The sequence below is a fragment of the Streptomyces sp. NPDC048361 genome (genome assembly GCF_040651795.1).
In the GTDB taxonomy this organism is placed as follows: Bacteria; Actinomycetota; Actinomycetes; order Streptomycetales; family Streptomycetaceae; genus Streptomyces.
Map to the genome: position 1 here is coordinate 1 of NZ_JBEZKW010000104.1, position 17,509 is coordinate 17,509.

The 17,509-nt window shown below is 70.5% G+C and carries 17 protein-coding genes; 8 read left to right on the forward strand and 9 right to left on the reverse strand.

The features are described 5' to 3' along the window. The 3 genes from AB0D31_RS33515 to sbnB form a co-directional block, all read right to left on the reverse strand. The coding region (locus AB0D31_RS33515) for an MMPL family transporter (protein WP_362730336.1) at positions 1 to 1,946 on the reverse strand (1,946 nt) is incomplete at its 3' end. A gap of 247 nt (positions 1,947 to 2,193) precedes the next feature. Further along, entirely contained in the window at positions 2,194 to 3,174 is a 981-nt protein-coding gene (sbnA, locus tag AB0D31_RS33520; RefSeq protein ID WP_362730339.1) for a 2,3-diaminopropionate biosynthesis protein SbnA, read from the reverse strand. 15 nt (positions 3,175 to 3,189) lie between these two features. After that, complete coding sequence (gene sbnB, locus AB0D31_RS33525; RefSeq protein WP_362730342.1) at positions 3,190 to 4,257, reverse strand: 2,3-diaminopropionate biosynthesis protein SbnB; 1,068 nt, start codon at positions 4,255 to 4,257, stop codon at positions 3,190 to 3,192. Between the two features lie 292 nt (positions 4,258 to 4,549). Here sbnB and AB0D31_RS33530 point away from each other — a divergent pair, with 292 nt between their 5' ends. The 8 genes from AB0D31_RS33530 (at position 4,550) to AB0D31_RS33565 (ending at position 12,892) form a co-directional block, all read left to right on the forward strand. Next, on the forward strand, positions 4,550 to 6,100 hold the full coding sequence (locus AB0D31_RS33530) for a tryptophan halogenase family protein (protein WP_362730345.1): 1,551 nt from the start codon (positions 4,550 to 4,552) through the stop codon (positions 6,098 to 6,100). Positions 6,101 to 6,119: 19 nt separating this feature from the next. After that, the gene (locus tag AB0D31_RS33535) at positions 6,120 to 7,415 is read left to right on the forward strand and encodes a cation:proton antiporter (protein WP_362730348.1); all 1,296 of its coding nucleotides are present in this window, start codon (positions 6,120 to 6,122) and stop codon (positions 7,413 to 7,415) included. Continuing rightward, complete coding sequence (locus AB0D31_RS33540; RefSeq protein ID WP_362730351.1) at positions 7,412 to 7,936, forward strand: flavin reductase family protein; 525 nt, start codon at positions 7,412 to 7,414, stop codon at positions 7,934 to 7,936. Before AB0D31_RS33535 ends, AB0D31_RS33540 begins: the two co-directional genes overlap by 4 nt. 268 nt (positions 7,937 to 8,204) lie before the next feature. Next, positions 8,205 to 8,534, forward strand: coding sequence for a winged helix-turn-helix domain-containing protein (locus AB0D31_RS33545; RefSeq protein ID WP_362730354.1), 330 nt, complete (start codon positions 8,205 to 8,207; stop codon positions 8,532 to 8,534). Next, a complete protein-coding gene (locus AB0D31_RS33550; RefSeq protein WP_362730357.1) occupies positions 8,531 to 8,764 on the forward strand; it encodes a hypothetical protein in 234 nt (77 codons plus the stop codon). Before AB0D31_RS33545 ends, AB0D31_RS33550 begins: the two co-directional genes overlap by 4 nt. Beyond that, positions 8,761 to 9,549, forward strand: a complete 789-nt coding sequence (locus tag AB0D31_RS33555) for a sensor domain-containing protein (RefSeq protein ID WP_362730360.1) — start codon at positions 8,761 to 8,763, stop codon at positions 9,547 to 9,549. Before AB0D31_RS33550 ends, AB0D31_RS33555 begins: the two co-directional genes overlap by 4 nt. After that, positions 9,546 to 10,346, forward strand: a complete 801-nt coding sequence (locus AB0D31_RS33560) for an ABC transporter ATP-binding protein (RefSeq protein WP_362730363.1) — start codon at positions 9,546 to 9,548, stop codon at positions 10,344 to 10,346. Before AB0D31_RS33555 ends, AB0D31_RS33560 begins: the two co-directional genes overlap by 4 nt. Beyond that, positions 10,343 to 12,892 carry an FtsX-like permease family protein gene (locus tag AB0D31_RS33565; RefSeq protein WP_362730366.1) on the forward strand — a complete coding sequence of 850 codons (2,550 nt, stop codon included), beginning with the start codon at positions 10,343 to 10,345 and terminating at the stop codon, positions 12,890 to 12,892. Before AB0D31_RS33560 ends, AB0D31_RS33565 begins: the two co-directional genes overlap by 4 nt. Before the next feature lie 98 nt (positions 12,893 to 12,990). Here AB0D31_RS33565 and AB0D31_RS33570 read toward each other — a convergent pair whose 3' ends face one another. The 6 genes from AB0D31_RS33570 to fabG all read right to left on the reverse strand — a co-directional run bounded on the left by AB0D31_RS33570 (position 12,991) and on the right by fabG (position 17,339). Beyond that, a complete protein-coding gene (locus AB0D31_RS33570) occupies positions 12,991 to 14,019 on the reverse strand; it encodes a winged helix-turn-helix domain-containing protein (RefSeq protein ID WP_362730369.1) in 1,029 nt (342 codons plus the stop codon). Positions 14,020 to 14,058: 39 nt separating this feature from the next. Further along, the gene (locus AB0D31_RS33575) at positions 14,059 to 14,991 is read right to left on the reverse strand and encodes an ATP-binding cassette domain-containing protein (RefSeq protein WP_362730372.1); all 933 of its coding nucleotides are present in this window, start codon (positions 14,989 to 14,991) and stop codon (positions 14,059 to 14,061) included. A 43-nt stretch (positions 14,992 to 15,034) separates the two neighbouring features. Then, positions 15,035 to 15,253 carry an MbtH family protein gene (locus tag AB0D31_RS33580; protein WP_362730375.1) on the reverse strand — a complete coding sequence of 73 codons (219 nt, stop codon included), beginning with the start codon at positions 15,251 to 15,253 and terminating at the stop codon, positions 15,035 to 15,037. Between the two features lie 106 nt (positions 15,254 to 15,359). Further along, the gene (locus AB0D31_RS33585) at positions 15,360 to 15,593 is read right to left on the reverse strand and encodes a hypothetical protein (RefSeq protein ID WP_362730378.1); all 234 of its coding nucleotides are present in this window, start codon (positions 15,591 to 15,593) and stop codon (positions 15,360 to 15,362) included. Positions 15,594 to 15,813: 220 nt separating this feature from the next. Beyond that, positions 15,814 to 16,527 (reverse strand): DsbA family protein, encoded by a 714-nt coding sequence (locus tag AB0D31_RS33590; RefSeq protein ID WP_362730381.1) that lies wholly within the window; start codon positions 16,525 to 16,527, stop codon positions 15,814 to 15,816. Between the two features lie 65 nt (positions 16,528 to 16,592). After that, positions 16,593 to 17,339 carry a 3-oxoacyl-ACP reductase FabG gene (gene fabG / locus AB0D31_RS33595; protein WP_362730384.1) on the reverse strand — a complete coding sequence of 249 codons (747 nt, stop codon included), beginning with the start codon at positions 17,337 to 17,339 and terminating at the stop codon, positions 16,593 to 16,595. Positions 17,340 to 17,509: the final 170 nt, after the last annotated feature.

Genomic DNA, 17,509 nt, shown 5'->3' on the forward strand with positions numbered 1-17,509 from the left:
CCGATGCCGTCGATGACCGCCTGCCGGGTGGGCACGCCGTTCATCGCGGCCTCCTTGATCCGGCTGACCACGAAGACCTGGTAGTCCATCGAGAGGCCGAACAGGATCACGAAGAGGAAGAGCGGCACACGCGAGCCGATCGCATGGGTGGCGCTGTCCTCGAAGCCGAACACCGTGGAGGCCAGGCCCCATTGGAAGAAGACGACGACCAGACCGAACGAGGCGCCGACGGAGAGCAGGTTGAGCAGCACGCCGAGCGCGGCGATGGTCGCCGAGCCGAAGACGCACAGCGTCAGGATGAAGGTCAGCAGGAGCAGGAACCCGACGACGATGGGCAACTTGTCGTTCTGGTGGGCGAGATAGTCCGCGTCCTGGGCGACCGGACCGCTGACCCCGAAGTCGGCGCCCGGCACCTTGCCGAGTGTGTCCGGCAGATAGGTCTGGCGCAGCTCCTTCAGTGAGTCGTGCGCCTGGGACGAGCTCAGGTCGTACGGGACGGACAGGGTCATGACGCTGATCCGGCCGTCGGGTGTGGTCTGCAGCCCGGGCGGCTTCTTGGAGAACATCGGGTCGGCCTGCGCCTTGGCGGCCAGCTCTTTGAGGGCCGACTGCACCCGGGTCTTCTCACCGGGGTCGTTGTCGCGCACCATCACCCAGTGCTCGGCCAGCAGGTCGGGGAAGGCTTCGTTGAGACGGTCGTAGGTCTTCAGCTCCGGGATCTGCCGGGACTGGGTGGCCAGGTTCAGGACCCGCAGGTGCATGCCGAACGCGGGGGCCGCGAGGCCGGCCATGACGAGCACCGAGATCAGCAGGGTGGCCGCGGGCCGGGTCCGTGCGGGCTTCAGGAGCGCGGACCACATCCGGCCCGTCCCCTCGTTCTTGTGGTGCTTGGGCCGCTTGCCCTTCGTCACGGCGCGGGCGCTCTTGCGGTCCAGGCGCCGGCCGATCACGACCAGCAGGGCGGGCAGCGCCGTCATGGAGCTGAGGACCGCGACCAGGACCACCACGATGGTGGCGACCGCGAGCGAGGTGAAGACGATGTCGGTGGCGAGGAAGAGGGTGGCGGTGGACAGGGCCACGGCGAGACCGGAGACCGCGATCGCCCGGCCCGATGTGGCGGCCGCGATGCCGACCAGCGCCTCGGGGCTCAACCGGCCGCCGGCCAGGGCCCGTTCCTCGCGTTCCCGCTTGAGGTAGAAGAGCGTGTAGTCGACGCCGACGGCCATGCCGATCAGCAGGATGACGCTCTTTCCGACTCCCGCGTCGGGCACCAGGTGCGAGATCAGCTGGGACAGGCCCATCGCGGCGCCGATCGAGGAGACCGCGAGCAGCAGTGGCACCCCGACCATGATCAGCGAACCGAACACCACCAGCAGGGTGATCAGGGTGATCGGAAAGGTGATCTTCTCCGATGCCGCGAGGTCGTCGTCGCGGGACGTGTCCAGGCCCCTCTCGACCGAGGCGTCACCGGACTCCTCGACCTTTACGTCCGGGTGCTTCTTCTGCACCTCGGCCGTCTGGTCGAGCAGCGGCTGGATGTGCTGCTGGGCCTCAAGGCGCAGGCCCTTCATGGTCACTTCGACCATGAGCATCCCGCCGTCGGCCGAGCGGACCGGGGCGGCGACCTGGCCGACCTCGGGGAGCTGCTTCATCCGGGCCGCGATGTCCTGCGCGGCGCTCTGCGCGGCCGCTCCGGGCGCCGCGCCGGACGGGTCGGTGATCATGATCCGCTCGGCGGACCTGTGCTGGAGATCGCCCTCGGTGGCGATCGACTCGGCGTGGCCGGCCTCTCCCACCCAGTAGTCCTTGTCCCCGGCGTCGACCGTACCGACGGCACCGCCGATGATGAGGCACAGGGCGACGAAGACGAACCAGCCGATGATGGCCCGCCCTGGGTGCAGGGCACTCCAGCTCGCCACCCTTACGGTGATTGGCTGCTTCTTCACTGAACCCAGCTCCTTCGAGGTCGCCACCGCCCGAATCCTGCACTGCAGTCACTGTCGACCAACGGGTGTAAGTGGAGAATTACATGTGACGTTGCGGGCCGTCAACCCTGGCGGGGTGATGTTCGCGGGCGACCCCCGCGGCGGCGTCACGGCGGGGACCGGACGCACGCGCGGCGGCCCCCGTCACCCGCGGTGCGGGTCACGGGGGCCGCCAAGGCCGCTCCGGGAAAGGGGAAGTGATACAGCGTCAGCCGTGCGCCTGGGCGGGGCTGAAGTTCAGGGCGTGCGCCCCGTAGAGCTCGCTCACCCAGTTGCTCTGGTAGATCGAGTCGAGATAGCGCTCGCCCAGATCCGGTGAGACGGCCACGGCCGTGCAGGGTCTGCCGTCCCGGTTCTCCGCCAGCCAGCCGATCGCGCCGGAGATGACGCTGCCGGTGGAGCCCCCGAAGAGGAAGCCGCCCGCGGCGAGCCGGTGGGCCACCCGGATCGTGTCGATCTCCGGGACATGCACCACGTCGTCCACGAACGACGTGTCGAGCAGCTGCGGCGGTACGCCGGAGCCGAGGCCCGGGATCATCCGGGGTGAGGCGGGCCCGCCGAAGGTGACCGAGCCGACCGAGTCGACGGCGACCACGGTGACCGGCAGACCCGAATCCTTGAAGTAGCGGGCGCAGCCCATCAGCGTCCCGGTGGTGCCCGCCCCGACGAAGAGCACGTCGAGATCCGGGAAGCGTTCGGCGATGGCCGGCGCCGTACTGCGGTAGTGCGCCTGCCAGTTGCACGGGTTGGCGTACTGGTTGAGCCACACATGGCGGCTGTCCGATGCGCAGAGCGTGCGTACGTAGTCGAGTCTGGCACCGAGGAACCCGCTCTCGGGATCGGGCTCGGTGATGGTGTGCACCTGGGCACCCATCGCTTCCATCAACCGTCTGGTGTTGAGGTTGCAGCGGGTGTCCGTGACGCACAGGAACGAGTAGCCCCGGCTCGCCGCGATCATGCTCAGGGCGACCCCGAGGTTCCCCGACGACGACTCGACGATCACCGAGTCCCGTGTGAGGAGCCCCTTGCGCTCGGCGTCCGCGATCATCGACCGCGCCGCCTTGAGTTTGATCGACCCGGCGAAGTTGAAGCCTTCGCACTTCAGGTACAGCGGAGCGTCCAGGACGGACCGCAGGTCCACATAGAGATCCTCCGTGTGGAAGTCCTCCGGTACGGAGATCACCGGCACTTGGGCCCCCTCGCCTCAGGAACGGCCACGGGACGCGCCGGCGCCGCCGTACCGGTCCACCTCGTGGAAGAAGCCCTCGATCACATGGAGTTCGCCCCGTGCGAGCACCTCGTCGTACACGAACTTGCCGACCGCGAGGTCCAGGACCCCGAGCCCGAACGGCGAGAACACCACCGGCCGGTCCGCCGGGATCTCCACCTTCCCCGCCATCACCTCGGCGAGCGTGCCGTCGATGAACTCCCTTGTTCCGGTGAGCTGTTCGGTCAGGTGCGGGGAGGTGTCGGCCTTCAGGCAGTGCTCGATGTCGTCGACCACGTTGGCCGAGGCGAGCAGCACCTCGGGCGCCAGGTCGCGCAGCGAGATGTTCAGGACCACCGGGTTGTGCGTGAACCAGTCGGGGTCGTGGACGTGCGGAGCGGACGCGACGGTCGCGAAGACCACCAGGTCCGAGGAGCGGATCAGCTCCTCGGCGCTGTCGTGCACGGTGATCCGCCCGCTCTCGCCGGACCCCTCCAGGTAGGAGCGGAAGCCGCCCGCGTACGCGGCGGACAGGTCGTGCACCCCCACCTCGTCGAAGGACCAGCCGGCCCCCGCGAGATAGGTGTGGATGTGGCGCGCGATGAATCCCGTACCGATGAACCCGACCCGCCGGGGCCGGGTGCGTCCCGGGGCCCGGGAGAGCAGGTCGGCGCCGAGCGCCGCCGAGGCCGCCGTGCGCGCGGCGCTGATGATGGAGCTCTCCAGGCACGCCAGGGGATACCCCGTGTCATGGTCGTTGAGCACGAGTACCGCGGAGGCGCGGGGGATGCCCGCGGCCACGTTCTCCGGGAAGCTGGAGATCCACTTCAGCCCGTCGACCCGGGTCTCGCCCCCGATGGAGGCGGGCAGCGCGATGATCCGGGAGGAGGGGCGGTCCGGAAAGCGCAGGAAATACGACGGTGGGTTGACCGTGTCGCCCTCGCCGTGCACCCGGTAGGCGGCCTCCACCAGATCAATGGTGCGCTGCTCATGACCGGTGAGAATGCTGTGGACCTGCGAGCCAGGGATCACGGCGAACGGTGGGACAAGTTCTTCCTTTGTCATCCAACTCTCCATTGCAGCGGGCGGGCGGAGCTATTCCCACCCGGTAACCCCGCGTTTCATGCTCGTCATCGGCACTGACACAGGGCTGACGTCCCGCCGGCACCCCGCCGCGCCGCCGCCAACTGGCGTTCTAACCGGCCCCACCTGCGCTTTTCGGTCATCACTTAAGGATCTGTGCGCCGATTTGACCCGGCCGTAGTGTCCTTTCCCGGTGGCGCCACCCAGCACATTCACTCCAGGGGCCGGAGCCACTGCCCGGAACTCATCGAGCTACCGAACAGGGGAGTCACCAGTGCTCAACAAAGTCGTGATCGTGGGTGGCGGTACCGCAGGATGGATGACGGCCTCGTACCTCAAGGCCGCGTTCGGGGAACGCATGGACATCACGCTCGTGGAGTCGGGGCATGTCGGCGCGGTCGGCGTCGGCGAGGCCACCTTCAGCGACATCCGCCACTTCTTCGAGTTCCTCGGACTCAAGGAGAAGGACTGGATGCCGGCCTGCAACGCGACGTACAAGCTCGCGGTGCGGTTCGAGAACTGGCGCGAGAAGGGCCACTACTTCTACCACCCGTTCGAGCAGATGCGGTCGGTCAACGGCTTCCCGCTCACCGACTGGTGGCTCCAGCAGGGCCCGACGGACCGGTTCGACAAGGACTGCTTCGTGATGCCCTCGGTCATCGACGCCGGGCTCAGCCCGCGGCGCCTGGACGGCACCCTCATCGACCAGCCCTTCGACGAGGGCGCGGACGAGATGCAGGGCCTGACCATGTCCGAGCACCAGGGCAAGACCCAGTTCCCGTACGCCTACCAGTTCGAGGCGGCGCTGCTCGCCAAGTACCTCACGAAGTATTCGGTGGAGCGCGGCGTCAAGCACATCGTCGACGACGTCAAGCAGGTCAACCTGGACGACCGCGGCTGGATCAGCGGCGTCACCACCGCCGACCACGGCGACATCACCGGCGATCTGTACATCGACTGCACCGGCTTCCGCGCGCTGCTCATCAACAAGGCGCTCGACGAGCCGTTCATCTCCTACAAGGACACGCTGCCCAACGACAGCGCGGTCGCCCTCCAGGTCCCGATGGACATGGAGAAGCGCGGCATCCTGCCGTGCACCACCGCCACCGCCCAGGACGCCGGCTGGATCTGGACGATCCCGCTGATGGGCCGGGTCGGCACCGGGTACGTCTACGCCAAGGACTACCTCTCGCCCGAGGACGCCGAGCGCACCCTGCGCGAGTTCGTCGGTCCCGCCGCGGCGGACGTCAACGCCAACCACATCAATATGCGCATCGGCCGCAGCCGCAATTCCTGGGTCAACAACTGCGTGGCCGTCGGCCTTTCCAGTGGATTCGTCGAGCCGCTGGAATCCACCGGCATCTTCTTCATCCACCATGCCATCGAGCAGATCGCCAAGAACTTCCCGAACGAGGACTGGAACCCGAACCAGCGCACGCTCTACAACCGTTCCGTCGCCCACGTCATGGACGGCATTCGCGAATTCCTGGTTCTGCACTATGTCTCGGCAAAGCGCCAGGACACGCAGTACTGGAAGGACACCAAGACCCGGGCCGTTCCCGACGCGCTCGCCGAGCGGCTGGAGATGTGGAAGACCCAGGTCCCGGACTCCGAGAGCATCTTCCCCTATTACCACGGCCTGCCCGCCTATTCGTACATGTGCGTCCTGCTCGGTATGGGAGGCATCGAAATGAAGCCGTCCCCCGCGCTCGCGCTCTCCGACCCGGGCGCGGCGGAGCGGGAGTTCGCCGAGATCCGCGAGAAGACCCGCCGGCTGACCGAGACGCTCCCCAAGGCGTACGAGTACTTCGCGCAGCACCACTGAGCGGGCGACGGGCCGAGCCATGGAAACGCTGGGAAGGTTCATCGGCGAAGCGCCGCGCATCGCCCACGTCACAGTGGCGCTCGCCGTCATCCTGCTCATCGCCCTGGCGGGCCGGGCCCTCGCCAGGACGCTGCGTCAGCCCGAGGTGATCGGGGAGATCGTGGTGGGTCTGCTCTGCGGACCCGCCGTGATCGCCCTCTTCGGACGGCCCGCCCTCGACGCGGTGCTTCCGGCCTCCGTGTTCGACGTGCTCAAGGTGGTGTCGCAGGCCGGACTCGTCCTGTTCCTGGTCGGCCTCGCCCACAAGCTGGGCGCGGCCTCCGGGAAGGCGCCGCGCGGCTCCACCCTGCGGGTGGCGGTCGGCGCGCTGGCGGTGCCGCTGCTCACCGGGCTCGCCCTGGCCGGCCTGGTCGTGGTCGGCGACGACACCGCGGCGCGCGGCAGCGCCCCGCTCCCCGCCTTCGTGCTGGTGGTGGCGGTGTCGATGTCCATCACCGCCGTCCCCGTCATGGCCCGGATCCTCGCGGACCGGGGCAGGACCGGGACGCCCGCAGGACAGACCGCGCTCGCCGCGGCCATCGTGATCGACGCGGTGGGCTGGCTGCTGCTGACGCTCGCCATCAGCCTCGGCAAGGGCAGCCTCGACGGTGTCCTGCACTCGCTGCGCGCGCTCGCGTTCGGCGGGGTGTGCGCGCTGGCCGTCCGGTACGGGCTGCGCACCCGGCTCGCCCGGAACGGCTGCGTACGGATGCCGCGTACCGCGGCGGTGCTCCTGGGCGCGACGGCCCTGGCCGTGGCGCTCGCCATGGAACACCTGGGGATGACCGCGATCCTCGGCGCCGCGCTGGTCGGCATGGCGATCCCGGGCGGCGAGGACGCCCCCTGGGAGCGCGCGGTGACCACCGTGTCGCGGCTGGGCGCAGCACTGGCACCCGCCTTCTTCGTGGTCACCGGCGTCACCGTGCTCACCGGTTCCTTCGCCGACACGTCCTGGCTGCTGCTCGCTTCGGCCGTGGTCCTCGGCTGCCTGGGCAAGGGGATCGGCGGCTATCTGGGGGCCCGCTGGAGCGGCCGGCCCCGGGGCACGGCGCGCCGGATCGCCGTCCTCATGAACACCCGCGGCCTCACCGAACTCATCGCCCTCCAGGCCGGCCTCAGCGCCGGAATCCTGACGGGGCCGGTGGTCCTGGCGCTGATCGTGATGGCGCTGACGACGACGGCCATGACGGGACCGCTCCTGAATCTCCTCGACCGGGGAGAGAGCCGCCTCACGACCGGGGCGTTTGCCGTAGCGACAGAAAGCAGTGTCCGATGACCGAACGCGCCCTCAACGTCGAAGCGTTGGCCGACCCGGCGACGCCCGATCGCTTCCGCGCCATGATGAGTGGTTTCCCGACCGGCGTCGGCGTGGTCACCACCACCGGGCACGACGGGGCGCCGCGGGGCATGACGTGCTCCTCGGTGTGCAGCGTCACGCTCAGCCCCCCGACGCTCCTGGTCTGTCTGCGTCACGGCAGCCCGACCCTGGAAGCCATCCTGGAGCGGGGCACCTTCGCGGTGAACCTGCTGCACGAAGGCGCCCAGGACACGGCAGAGCTGTTCGCCTCCGGCAACCCCGAGCGGTTCCACCTGGTCCCCTGGGAGCAGGAGACGGACGCCGGCGGCCCGCACCTGGTGCGTGACGCGCACACCGTCGCCGACTGCGATGTGTCCGCCGTGCACCGCACGGGCGACCACGTCACCGTCTTCGGCGAGGCCCGCCTGCTCACCCAGCACCACGAGCTCCCCCCGCTCCTCTACGGGCTGCGTCAGTTCCGGTCCTGGTCCCGGCTCTGACCCAGAGGGTGACTGACCGGCCCTGATCCGTCAGACACCCCCTGGCCCTTCCCCCACGGCACAGCGCCACAGGTCCGCCCCTTCCCCGGGGGTCGGGCCTTCGCGCATTCGCGCCGGCGCCCCTTCTGCCGTACGGGGAAGGGGAGTTGAGGCCCACCGCCGCTCCGGAACCGGCCGGCACCGGTCTGCTGGGGCTTTCCCTTGACCGCATGCATCGTCATGTGTAAGTCTCAGCTTACAGGCTTCGGGATACCGGGAGAGGTGAGTCATGACGAGCGACGATCTGCTGGCAGTTCTCGCCGCGGTGGGGCACCGGCACCGGCTGCGCGCCATGGCCGAGCTCGCCGACGGCAGGCTGTACGTCAGCGAGCTGGCCCGCCGCCTGGAGATGTCGCGGCCGCTGCTCCACATGCACCTGGAACGGCTGGAAAAAGCCGAACTGGTCGTGAGCAACCTCGAACTCTCCGCGGACGGCAAGGCGTTGAAGTACTTCGAGCTGGCGCCGTTCGACCTGCACATCGATCTGGCCACGATCGTCGGGGCCGTCGCCCAGGACACCGAAGGGCCCGCCACCATGAAGAAGGGGACCGCCGCATGACCGGCGCCGTCATCACCATCACCATCACCCTGCTCGTCGTGGGCGGGATCACGGGGAGCGTGGTCGCCTACTTCCGGCTGCTGCGCCATCGCGCCGACGCGGTCGCCATGGCCGAGTTCCGCAAACTGGCCGAGGAGTTTCCCGCGGTCCAGGAGGCGCTCCGCACCCAGCTCGGCGCGCTCGACGAGCGGATGAAGTCGATCGAGAACCTTTTGCGGAGCGTCGGATGATCGCGATCAGGGCCGGCCGCCGGCTTCCGCTGCGGCGCAACCCCCTGCGAACGTTCCTCTCCCCCGCGCCCTGGCACGCCACGGGATACCTGGCCAGCTATCTGGTGACGGGCCCCGTCCTGTTCGCGATCGCGGCCACCGCCGTCGTGCTCGGCGCCGTCTTCATGCAGCTCACCGTCACCGTGGCGCTGACCGTCGGCTCGGCGTGGGTCGTCCGCTGCTGCGCCCAGGTCGAACGCGGCCGCGCGCTGCTCGTGGACGAGCCCGTGCCGTACGCCTACCGGGAGGCCGACAAGCCGGGCCTCGTCGGGCAGTTCAAGGCGCGCTGCGGCGACCCGGTCACCTTCCGCGACATCGCCTGCCTGGTGCTGCTCTTCCCCTTCCTGCTGCTGCTCGACGCCCTCGCGCTCGTGGTGTGGCTCGGGCTGCTCCTCGGCGTCTCACTGCCGCTGTGGTTCTGGACCGCCCACTCCCAGCGCGCCGACGGGAGCCACCCCATGGGCCTGTGGGTGGGCGGACCCAAGAACGGCGGCGCCGGCGTGTGGATCGACACCTTGCCCGCCGCCCTGCTCGTGGCGGTCCTCTGCCTCGCCGTCGCCCTGTACGCAAGCCATCTGGTGATCGCGGCGGCCCGACTCCACCTCACCGTCGCCCACCGGCTGCTGCGCCCGCCGCCCGACCCCCTGGCGCGGGCCAAGGCCATCCTCATCGAGCCCGGCCCTCTGGCGCTCGTATCGACCCGCCCGACGACCGGGCGCACCCTCAGCGAAGGACACAGCTCATGACGGGGACGCCGAATCCGCAGCACCACCACGACGTCGTACGACTCGAATCCGTACGCAAGGTCTACGGCGGGTCCAAGAACCAGGTCGCCGCCCTCGACGGGGTGACCCTGGGCCTGCCGCGCGGCACCTTCACCGCGGTGATGGGGCCCTCCGGCTCCGGCAAGTCCACGTTCCTGCACTGCGCCGCCGGACTCGACCGGCCCACCTCGGGGACGGTCCTGCTCGACGGAGTGGACCTCTCACCGCTCAAGGAGCGCGAGCTGACCACGCTGCGCCGCGAGCGGATCGGCTTCATCTTCCAGGCGTTCAACCTGCTGCCCGCCCTCACCGTGGTCGACAACGTCGCGCTGCCGCTGCGGCTCGCCGGCCACCGGCCCAAGAAGGCCGCCGTGCACGAGGTCCTCGAACGCGTCGGCCTCGCGGACAAGCGGAACAGCCGGCCGGGCGAGCTCTCCGGCGGCCAGCAGCAGCGCGTCGCCATCGCCCGCGCCCTGATCACCAAACCCGCCGTCATCTTCGGTGACGAACCGACCGGCGCCCTCGACACCTACGCCGCCCGCGAAGTGCTGATGCTGCTGCGCGAGGCGGTCCGCGAGGCCGGCCAGACCATGGTGATGGTCACCCACGACCCGGTCGCCGCCTCCCACGCCGACCGCGTGCTCTTCCTCGCCGACGGGCAGTTCGTCAGCCACCTCGACCGGCCCACCGCCGACCAGGTCGCCGAACGCATGACCCACCTCGGCGCCTGGGGCCAGGACTCCGCCTCGGTCCGCGCCGGACACGGGGTGCCCCGGTGATCAGGATCGCGCTGCGCACCCTGCGCTTCCACAAGGGCGGTTTCATCGCCTCGTTCATCGCGCTGTTCTTCGGCGCGGCCATCGTGATCGGCTGCGGCGGCCTCTTCGAGACCGGCCTGCACGCCGCCGCGCCCCCCGGGCGACTCGGCGCGGCGCCGATCGTGGTCACCGGCGACCAGGACCACCCCGGCACCGGCGGCGACAGCGTCTTCACCGAACGCGTCCACCTCGACGCCTCCCTGGCCACCACCATCGCCGCGCTGCCGGGCGTGGCCGACGCGGTGCCGGACCTCTCTTTCGACGCCACCGTGGCGCCGGGCGGCGGTACGACCGCGCCCGTCAAGGTCTCGGGCCACGGCTGGTCCTCCGCGAGGCTCGCCCCCTACCGGCTCACCGCGGGCACCGCGCCCACCGGGGCCGGGCAGGTCGTGCTCGACGCGAGGCTCGCGGCGAAGGCCGGCCTCACCCCGGGCCGGCACATCCAACTCCTCGTCCACGGCGGCGCGAAGGAGCTCACGGTCTCCGGTCTCGCCACCGGATCCGGCGAGTCCGACGCGCTGTTCCTCTCCGACCAGCAGGCTGGGCAACTCACCGGGCGGCCCGGCAAACTCGACAACATCGGCGTGCTCACCGCGGCCGGAGCCGACCGCGGCCAGATCGTGTCGGAGATCAAGAAGGCGGCCGGCACCGGCCCCGTCAAAGTCCTGACCGGGGACCACCGCGGCTGGGCCGAGAACCCCTCCATCGTCACCGACAGCTCCAAACTGATCACCCTGGCCTCGGTGTTCGGCGGGCTCTCCGCGATGGTCACCGTCTTCGTGGTCTCCAGCACCACCGGCCTCTCGATCCAGCAGCGCCAGCGCGAGATGGCGCTGCTGCGGGCGATCGGCACCACACCCGGCCAACTGCGCAGGATGATCCTCGGCGAGACCCTGTTCATCGCGGCCCTCGCCACCGGCCTCGCCTGCTACCCCGGCCCGCACGTCGGCCGGTGGCTGCTCGCCGCGTTCGCCGACGGCGGCGTGGTGCCCGACGCCCTGGCGTACCGCGCCGGCTGGATCCCCCTGGTGATCGGCGTCGGCGCGGCGCTGCTCACCGCGCTCGGCGCGGCCTTCATCTCGGCGCGCGGCGCGGCCCGCACCCGGCCGACCGAGGCGCTCGCCGAAGCCACTCTGCAACGCAAGTGGGTCAGCGTCCCGCGGGTCGTCTTCGCGTTGCTCTTCCTCGGCGGCGGCACCACGCTCGCGCTCGTCACCGCGAACATGTCGGGGCCCACCGCCGGCAGCACCGCGACCCCGGCCGCGATGCTGTGGACCGCCGGGTTCGGACTGCTCGGACCGGGCCTCGCCAAGGTGATCACCGCCGTGCTCCGCGCGCCGCTGCGCGCGCTGACCGGACTCTCCGGCCGCCTTGCCACGCTCAACGCCAAGGCGCGGATCGGGCGGTTGGCCGGAGCGGTGATGCCCGTCATGCTCGCCACCGGACTGGCCACCGCGCTGATCTACCTCCAGACCACCCAGTCGAGCGGCGCCGAGGAGGCGTTCAACGACAACATGCGGGCCGACCTCGCGGTCACCTCCGTCTCCGGTGGCCTCCCGCTGTCCATGGTGGACACCATCAAGAACCAGCCGGGAGTCGGGGCCGCCTCCGCGCAGATCTCCAGCCTCGGCTACCTGGAGCCCAAGACTCCGCCCTCGCAGGCCGCGATCGACGAGGGCGACTTCGAGCCCACCGAGATGCCGATGCAGGGCGTCACCGCCGAAGGCGTGGCCGCCACCACCGCCTTCCGCGCCACCACCGGCAGCCTCGCCACCCTGCACGGCGACAGCGTCGCCCTGCCGGTCTCCCGGACCGGCGGGTTCCACCTCGGCGACATGGTCCCGATGCGGCTCGGCGACGGCGCCGAGGTCTCCCTCAAACTGGTCGCCACCATCGACACGCGTCGCGGATACGAGACCGCGCTGCTCCCGGCGTCGCTCCTGGTCCAGCACACCGACGCGGGCCTGGTCCCGCAGATCGCGGTGACCGCCGCCAAGGGCACCGACCCCGGCCGGCTCGCCCAGAGCCTGTCCGCGCTCGCGCCGGCCCACCCCGGGCTCAGCGTGCTGCCCCGTGCCACCGTCAGCGCGGTGCACCAGAGCCAGGACGACACCCAGGCCTGGATGGCCTATCTGGTGCTCGGTGTGGTCGTCGGCTACGCGACGATCGCCCTGATCAACACGCAGGTCCTGGCGACCACCGAGCGGCGCCGCGAGTTCATGCTGCAACGTCTCATCGGGGCTACCCGGCGGCAGGTGCTGCGCATGATGACGGTCGAGGCGGTCCTGGTCGCGGTCGCGGGACTCGTCCTGGGGGCGCTGGTCGCGGTGTTGACCCTGGTGCCGCTGAGCCTGAGCGTGCTGGGCTCGCCGGTCCCGGACGGCTCCCCGTGGATCTTCGTCACGGTGGTGGCCGCCGCCTTCGTCCTGACGCTCGTCACCACGTTGATCTCCGCCGCGCTCGTCCTGCGCAGCCGGCCCGGCACGATGGTCGGCCTGCGGGAGTGACGGACCGGCCTTCCGTACGACGAATCCCCCGGCAACCCAAGGGTGGCCGGGGGATTCGTCGTACGGAGGTGACAGGCGCGAAAACGGGGCCGGTCAGATCACCAGGCGGCCTGGGCGACCCGCGTCTGCTGGGGGATGGCGGCCAGGGTGTGGTGCCACAGCTCGGCCGGCGAGCCCTGCGCGGGCACCCGCTCCGCGGTGGAGCGGGCGGGCAGGCCGTCGAGCAGGGCAAGGCCGAGCGGGGTCACCGTGTGCAGCACCGTGTTGCGGATGCGGCGGGTGGTGATCAGACCGGTCTGGCGCAGCACCGTGGTGTGCTGGCTCGCGCCGGCCGCCGAGATGCCGAGCCGGTGGGCGAGCTGGCTGGTCGTGCAGGTGGCCCGCAGCACCCGCAGCGCGGCGGCCCGGGTCTGGCCGACCAGCGCGCCGAGGGACTGGGCGCTGTCGTCGGGCTCGTCCCACAGGTTGGCCGCCCGCTGCACGTCCGGCGGCGCGGCGAAGGCCAGCACCAGCTCGCCGCCCTCGCTGCGCTTGCCGGTGAGCTGGGCCGGCCGGTGGTTGAGGAAGACCGACGGGGTCAGGACCAGGCCGCGCCGGTCGAGGTGGATGTCCTCGTCGGGGCCGCCGGGGATCTCCAGGACCTGCGAGCGCCACTTGATCCGCGGGTGCAGAGTGGCCAGGAGCAGTCCGATCCCTCCGGCCATCACCACCCGTCCGCGCGCCTCGCACTCGACCTGGAGGTACGCCTCCATGTGGTCCCAGTACGGCGCGATCGCGGCCTGCCACACCTCGGAGAGGCCCGCGGCCTCCCGATAGGCGGACAACTGGGCCACCAGGGCGTCCTGGCCGGCCGCGTCGGCGGTGTCGGCGCCCGGCCCGCTTCCGCTCCCGTTGTGCTCGATCAGATCGAGGAGCGCTTCTGGATCGTTGACGAGGCTGACGCCCCCCGACCGCAGCCGCGGCCAGGACGGCAGCCGTTTGGCGACCTGCTTGCGCCAGCGCGCGTACGCCGGCGGGACGCCCTTGCCCAGCAGGCCGTGTGCGAAGGCCGTCTCGATGAGGGGTCCTGCGGTGGTCTTGAGTCTCGTCTTGGCTATATCGGCAGCGGTGAAGTGAATTCTCTGCATAACTGCCCCCGTTGATAAGCTGGTTCGCAAGGAAACCGTTCAGGCCGACTGGCCGGTGAGCGTCACGAAGACGTCGTCCAGGGTGGGCCTGCGCAGCGCGAAATCGACCACCTCCACGCCCTCCTGTCGTAGTGCGGTGGCCGCGTTCGCGATGCCCGTCATCCCGTCGCCGAGCGCGATGGAGACCAGGCGGCGCTCCGCGTCGACACTGGGTTCGTCCGCCGACATCCGGCGCAGCGCGGTGACCGCGGCGGCCACCTCGTCCGGGCGCGCCACCTCGACTTCGAGGCGCTCGTCGCCGACCTTCCGCTTGAGTTCGGCCGGGGTGCCCTCGGCGATGACGCGGCCCGAGTCGACGACGGCGATCCGGTCGGCGAGGGCGTCCGCCTCGTCGAGGTACTGCGTGGTCAGCAGGACGGTCACGCCGTCCGCCACGAGCTCGCGGACCGCGTTCCACAGCGCCATCCTGCTGACCGGGTCGAGACCTGTGGTGGGCTCGTCGAGGAAGAGCACCGACGGCGTCGTGACCAGGCAGACCGCCAGGTCGAGCCGGCGGCGCATGCCGCCCGAGTAGGTGTGGGCGGGGCGGTCCGCCGCTTCGGTGAGGTCGAACCGGGAGAGCAGCCGGGTGGCGCGCTCGCGCGCCGCCCGCCCGCCCAGGTGGAGCAGCCTGCCGATGAGGACGAGGTTCTCCCGCCCGGTGAGGAGCTCGTCCACCGCCGCGTACTGGCCGGCCAGACCGATCCGCCGCCGCACCTCGCGCGGCTCGCGCACCACGTCGAACCCCGCCACCTCGGCGCGCCCGCCGTCCGGCTCGTTGAGGGTGGCCAGCGTGCGCACCGTGGTCGTCTTGCCCGCCCCGTTGGGGCCCAGCAGACCGAACACCGTGCCGCTGGGAACCGCGAGGTCGACACCGCTGAGCGCTTCGTGCTGCTTGTAGCGCTTGCGCAGCCCTTCCGCCTGAATCGCCATGCTCACTGTTGTTCCTCCGGCCTGCGGGCGAACCGACGGATGCTCAAGAAGCCTGTGCTCCGGCGGCCTCGCGCAGGCTGCGCGGGCGCATGTCGCTCCAGTGCTCCTCGACATAGGTGAGGGCGGCGTCGCGGGGGCCTTCGGAGAGCGCCACCGTCCAGCCGGCGGGCTGCTCGGCGAAGGCGGGCCAGAGGGAGTGCTGGCCTTCGTCGTTCACCAGTACGAGAAAGGTTCCGTCCTGGTCATCAAAAGGATTCGACACGTCGCGAACTCCGGTATCCGAGTCGTATGGAGGTACGGACCCCGACGGCCCGTGCCTTCATGCTTCCGGCGCTCGCTGACGCGGAGCTGACAGCCCCGCCGCGCGGTCAGTCGACGCTGCGCAGCAGGCTCTCGACCGACTTCACCCGGTCGTTGAGCTCGGCCAGCTGGCCCAGGAGCACGTCCTGGTTGGCGACGGCCTCCTCGGCGAGCCTGCGGTACTCGGCCATGGCGACGGCGTCCGCGCGGTGGCGCTGCAGTCTGAAGTACGCGACCACGCTCGCCGTGATGCCGCCGATGACGATCAAAACGATGGCGATGGCGATGACGGCGCCGGTCATGTGGGCTTCCCCTTAGGTTCGTTGAGTCCGCTTAACCCGTGGCTGCAAGGATCGTATCCAGATTCCGGTACCGGTCCGTCCACCGTCAGGCGGTTGTCAGCCGCGGGGGAGGGCGGATCCGGGCGGGAAGGACGACAGCCCGCCCCGCGGCCCTCGGACGAGGGAACGGGACGGGCTGCCGTACGGTCCGCCGGCGGACGGCCGGTTGCGGGCGGTGGGGTCAGCCGCAGCCGCCCGCGTGCGCGTCCTCGACCGACCGGCCCAGACCCACCGCGCCGGACGGCTCCACGAGGGCGAGCGCCGGGGCCTTCTTGGCCGCCAGGTGGCTCACGAAGTCGTCGAGCCGGTCCAGGCCCCAGAAGCGCGTGTAGCCGTGGACGAAGAACGGCACGCCGAAGACCCCGTCCTTGCACACGTCCATCAGGATCCGCACGCCCTCGGCGCGCAGATCGGCGTCGTCGCTCGCGTCCGCGATCAGATCGCGGTCGATGCCGAGCCGCCCGCCGATGTCCGCGATGGTCCGCCGGTCGCAGATGTCGAGCCCCGCGCCGAACCGGGCCTCGTACACCGCGGTGATGTACTCGTGCGCCAGGCCGTGCTCCTGCGCGACCAGATATCCCAGGTGCGGGACCTCCCACACCGGGGCGCGGTCGACCGGCCACGTCACCGTGATGCCCCGGGCCTTGGTGAGCCGGCCGACGTCCTGGAGGACGTACCGGTTCTTCTCGCGCGACATCTCCGAGTACGGGAACGCGCCGCCCCGCTCGGCGAGTTCGCGGGTGCTCTCCTCGTCGGGCTCGAAGAACGGCAGCCACTCCAGCTGGTCGACGAGTTCCTTGTGGTTGCTCAGCACCTCGCGGTGGGCGAGCCAGGAGTAGGGGCTGCGCAGATTGAAATAGAACCGCGGCGTCTTGGGCTTGGCGGCTGGGGACATGGGCGTTCCACTCCTGAATCTCAAGGGCGTGCGGGGAAGGCGGGCGGGGCCGGAGCGGCGCCCGGTCAGACGACGAGGCCGCCGTCGACGCCGAAGACCTGCCCGGTGATGTACGCGGCGCGGTCGGAGGCGAGGAAGGACACCAGGTCGGCGACCTCGTCGGGGCGGCCGAAGCGGCCGAGCGGGATGCGCTCCGTCATCGTGCGGGTGTGGTCGTCGGTGAGTTTCGCGAGCATGTCCGTCTCGATGAAGCCCGGCGCGACGGCGTTGGCGCGGATTCCGTACCGGCCGGACTCCTTGGCCAGGGCCTTGGTGAAGCCGATGATCCCGGCCTTGGTCGCCGAGTAGTTGGTCTGGGTGGCGTTGCCGTAGACGCCCGCGACCGAGGAGAGGGTGACCACCGCGCCGGTGCGGCGCTTCATCATCGAGAAGACCGCCGCCTTGCAGACGTTGTACGTGCCGTCCAGGTTGACCCGGAGCACGGCGTCCCAGTCCGCCTCCGCCAGCATCACCAGCGGGTTGTCACGCACGATGCCCGCGCAGGAGACCACGGTGTGCAGCGGCCCGAGCGCCTTCTCGCTGTCGCGTACGAAGTCGCGTACGGCGCCGTGCCCGGCCACGTCCACCTGTGCCGCGTGGACCCGGGCGCCTGCGGCGGTCGCCTCCGCGGCCACCGTGTCGGCGGCCTCCTTGTTGGACTGGTAGCAGAAGGCCACGTCGTAGCCGTCCCCGGCGAGGCGGGTCACCACGTGCCGGCCGATGCCCCGGGAGCCCCCGGTCACCAGCGCGACGCGTCGTTCGCTTGCGGTCATGCGCGTTCCTCTCCCTTCCATGGATGTGATCCAACAGCCGTATGCAATAAGGCAATTGGGCTCGCGAAGGTGGGGGACCAAGCACGGGCCGCACCATCGCACCCCGGTTAAGGCGCGCTCGCCGAGGCGCGGTCCCCAAAGGGAGAGCGGCGGGGAGGGAAAAAGTTTGG

Bases quoted from the DNA above. Each gene is read 5' to 3' on its own strand.
- sbnB (WP_362730342.1), bottom strand. From the start codon at position 4,257: ATGACAAAGGAAGAACTTGTCCCACCGTTCGCCGTGATCCCTGGCTCG.
- AB0D31_RS33535 (WP_362730348.1), top strand. From the start codon at position 6,120: ATGGAAACGCTGGGAAGGTTCATCGGCGAAGCGCCGCGCATCGCCCAC.
- AB0D31_RS33540 (WP_362730351.1), top strand. From the start codon at position 7,412: ATGACCGAACGCGCCCTCAACGTCGAAGCGTTGGCCGACCCGGCGACG.
- AB0D31_RS33545 (WP_362730354.1), top strand. From the start codon at position 8,205: ATGACGAGCGACGATCTGCTGGCAGTTCTCGCCGCGGTGGGGCACCGG.
- AB0D31_RS33550 (WP_362730357.1), top strand. From the start codon at position 8,531: ATGACCGGCGCCGTCATCACCATCACCATCACCCTGCTCGTCGTGGGC.
- AB0D31_RS33555 (WP_362730360.1), top strand. From the start codon at position 8,761: ATGATCGCGATCAGGGCCGGCCGCCGGCTTCCGCTGCGGCGCAACCCC.
- AB0D31_RS33560 (WP_362730363.1), top strand. From the start codon at position 9,546: ATGACGGGGACGCCGAATCCGCAGCACCACCACGACGTCGTACGACTC.
- AB0D31_RS33570 (WP_362730369.1), bottom strand. From the start codon at position 14,019: ATGCAGAGAATTCACTTCACCGCTGCCGATATAGCCAAGACGAGACTC.
- AB0D31_RS33575 (WP_362730372.1), bottom strand. From the start codon at position 14,991: ATGGCGATTCAGGCGGAAGGGCTGCGCAAGCGCTACAAGCAGCACGAA.
- AB0D31_RS33585 (WP_362730378.1), bottom strand. From the start codon at position 15,593: ATGACCGGCGCCGTCATCGCCATCGCCATCGTTTTGATCGTCATCGGC.
- AB0D31_RS33590 (WP_362730381.1), bottom strand. From the start codon at position 16,527: ATGTCCCCAGCCGCCAAGCCCAAGACGCCGCGGTTCTATTTCAATCTG.
- fabG (WP_362730384.1), bottom strand. From the start codon at position 17,339: ATGACCGCAAGCGAACGACGCGTCGCGCTGGTGACCGGGGGCTCCCGG.